At 61.2% G+C, this 3,305-nt stretch carries 2 protein-coding genes; both read left to right on the top strand.

From position 1 onward, the window contains the following. On the top strand, positions 1-762 hold a 762-nt coding region (locus tag JO015_11785; protein ID MBV9999778.1), incomplete at its 5' end, for a hypothetical protein. Between the two features lie 398 nt (positions 763-1,160). Further along, the coding region (locus JO015_11780; protein ID MBV9999777.1) for a phage resistance protein at positions 1,161-3,305 on the top strand (2,145 nt) is incomplete at its 3' end.

Raw genomic sequence — 3,305 nt, 5'->3', positions numbered from 1 at the left:
GCCGCTTTCCCGGCCAGCCGTGAACCGCGCCTGACGAGCACCCGCCAATTGGCCGATGCCATGGGCCTTGACCATGATTTCCTGCGCGTGGCCGCCCTGTACCGTGATCGGGAGGATTTCGATCTACCCAATCTGGTGCGGGAACTCGTGGAGGGGGAGTCGGTACCCTTTCTGCCTTCACAACGTTATAAGGAATCCGGCCTGCGCAAACGGACGCAATGGGAACGAACGTGGGACTTACAGCGCCTGGAAGACGAAATCGATGCCCGACGAGCAGCAGAAGCATCTCGCACCGCTACGGGCCGGCCGTCATCGCCGACGCACGAACCCATTCCCGAAAAACCGGAAATACCCGTGCCGCCCAAGTACACATCTGCCGATTTCAAAAAAGGCCACTACTGGCGCCTGCGCGGCAAACTCGACGTGCCTAAAGAGCGCTGGATCATTTACCCCGGCGGCGAACGGCAAGCCGATTCTACCCCCGTGATCGCGTGGGCCGGCTGGGATCACAAACAACAAGCCCAGGCGCTCGCCGCTTACTACCACGAATGCAAAGACCAGGACGGCTGGACCGCCGAACGCCTCGCGCCCTTGCTCGCCGGCCTCAAGGACCTCGTCCCTTGGCTGAAACAATGGCACAACGAAATCGACCCCATTTACGGCCTGCGGCTCGGTGATTTCTATGAAGAATTCGTCCGGAGCGAAACCCACGGATCAGGGTTGAGCGATGCGCAGATCGAAGCCATCCGCACCGGATACTGAAAATCGCCTATGTCGCTACACCGGTTTAAATGTTTGACAATCCGGCCTTCGCCCCAGCGGGGCAGCCGGATAGTAGCCCGGTACTTTAGTGCCGGGGAGCGGGCATTTAAAGGAAAAATGCGTCCCGTAGGGACGCTGGGAAAGGGCGCGCCATCCCGCTACACGGCAACCAACCCCGGGGCGCACGCGGCGGTACGGCGTCTAACATCCACCCCACAACCCACGCGGCCCCCCTCCTTGCCGATCGTCCCAGCGTCCCTACGGGACGAATTTTCTTTAGATCTTCTACCCGGCACTAAAGTGCCGGGCTACTATCAATTACCCCTCCGGGGTAAAGAGAATCCTCACCCCTCAGGGTTTGTCGCTCTTTCTAACCAAATCCCAACCCATCTTCGACCATGACCCTCATTCGCGACCTCATCGAACTGCCTGAGCAAGTCACCCGGGGCGACTTCGTCTATGCCCTCGGCAGCGGGGTAAAGGACGCGGAGGGCACCGTCCGGAGCTATGTGGTGACCCCGCACCTGGTGGAACACTTCGATGAGGCGCTCACCTTCATCAAAGGCGCCTTGGACACGGGTAAGAGCCGCGGCACCTACCTTCACGGCAGCTTCGGCAGCGGCAAAAGCCATTTCATGGGCGTGCTCAACCTGCTGCTGCAAGGAGAGCTCAATGCCCGATCCATCCCCAAGTTGGCCGGCGTGGTAACCAGGCACGACGCCTGGCTCGCCGGAAAAAAATTCCTGATGGTGCCGTACCACATGATCGGGGCCACGAGCCTGGAGAACGCCATTTTTTCGGGTTACGTGCAGCACCTCCGGGAACGGCATCCCGATGCGCCCACGCCGGCAGTTTTTCGTTCGCAGGAGTTGGTAAACAACGCGGACCGGCTCCGCCGGCAAATGGGCGACGACGCATTCTTTGCCGAACTGAACAAGAACAAGGGAACGGGTGGTACTGACGCCCGCTGGGGCGCCCTCGCGGCGGGATGGACGGTTGCTTCCTATGAACGGGCAAAAGCGGCCGGGCCGGGGACGGAGGATTACCGGCGTCTCACCGGCGATTTGATCGACGTCTTCTTTCCTTCAATCCGCCGGGAAGGCGAGTTCGTGCCCATCGATGAGGGGCTTTCGGTCATCAGCCGGCACGCGAAGAGTTTAGGTTACGATGCGCTGATCCTGTTTCTGGATGAGATGATTCTCTGGCTGGCGAGCAAGGCCGGTGACCACCAGTTCCTGACCTCGGAGGTACCGAAGGTCAGCAAGCTTGCAGAACCGGATAGAAATCCCCGGCCTGCGCCGATCATCAGCTTCATCGCCCGGCAACGTGACCTGCGCGAGTTGATCGGCCAGAACGTCACCGGGGCGCAGAGCCTGAATTTTGCCGACCAACTCAAGTTCTGGGAAGGCCGCTTCAACACGATCCAGCTGGAAGACGCCAACCTCCCCTTCATCGCCGAGCAGCGCGTGCTGCTGCCGAAATCGCCCGAGGCGAAGGCAGAAATCGACGCGGAGTTTGAGCGGACCAAACACATTCGAACGGAGGTGATGAACGTGCTGCTCACGCGCCATTCGGACCAGCAAGCCTTTCGCAGGCTTTACCCGTTCAGCCCGGCGCTCGTGGAAACGTTAGTGGCCGTCTCCTCTCTGCTCCAGCGCGAGCGCACCGCGCTCAAGATCATGCTGCAGTTGCTCGTCGACCAGAACGACACGCTGCAGCTGGGCGAACTGGTGCCGGTCGGCGATCTCTATGACGAGATTGCCCAGGGCGATGAAGCGTTCAGCTCGGACATGAAACGCCACTTCGACACCGCGCACCGCCTCTACCGCCAGCAGCTCCGGCCGATGCTGGAGGATGATAATGGCCTGACGTTCGAAGAGGCGGAAAAGCTCGATTACCGTGATCCCAAACGGGAAGCGCTACGCAACGACGACCGGTTAATCAAAACCTTGCTGCTGGCCGCACTCGCGCCGGAGGTGGACTCGTTGAAGAACCTGACGCCGGCCCGCCTGGCCGCGCTTAACCACGGCACGATCAAGAGCCCGATCCCCGGGCAGGAAGCCAACATCGTGCTCAAGAAGGTCCGTAAATGGGCGGGCCAGGTGGGCCAGATCAAGATAAGCGAGGGCAGCGCCCAGCACGTCATTTCCATCCAGCTCACCGGAGTCGACGTGGAGGCGATCCTCGCCAAAGCGGAGACGCAGGACAACTTCGGCAACCGGATCCGGCTCCTGAAATCGACGCTTTTCGAGCAACTGGGCATTGCCGCGGGCGACGACCTGTGGGTCGAGCACAAGTTCCGGTGGCGGGGCACCGACCGGCGCTGCAAAATCTTCTTTCAAAACGTCAGGGAAGCCGGCTACGACACCCTGGAGGAGCACGGCGAGGAATGGAAGTTGGTGGTGGGCTACCCGATTGACCGGGAAAACCGCGGACCCAAGGACGGCCTGGCCAGGCTGGAAGGATTCCGGACCGACCGGGGCAGCGCGCGCACCCTCGTCTGGCTCCCGTCTCTGTTAGGCTCGCAGGCGCAGAAGGACCTC

It is taken from the genome of Verrucomicrobiota bacterium (assembly GCA_019247695.1).
GTDB lineage: Bacteria > Verrucomicrobiota > Verrucomicrobiia > Chthoniobacterales > JAFAMB01 > JAFBAP01.
The sequence above is the reverse complement of the archived record's forward strand: the minus strand, read 5'-3'. Positions and strand labels throughout refer to the sequence as shown.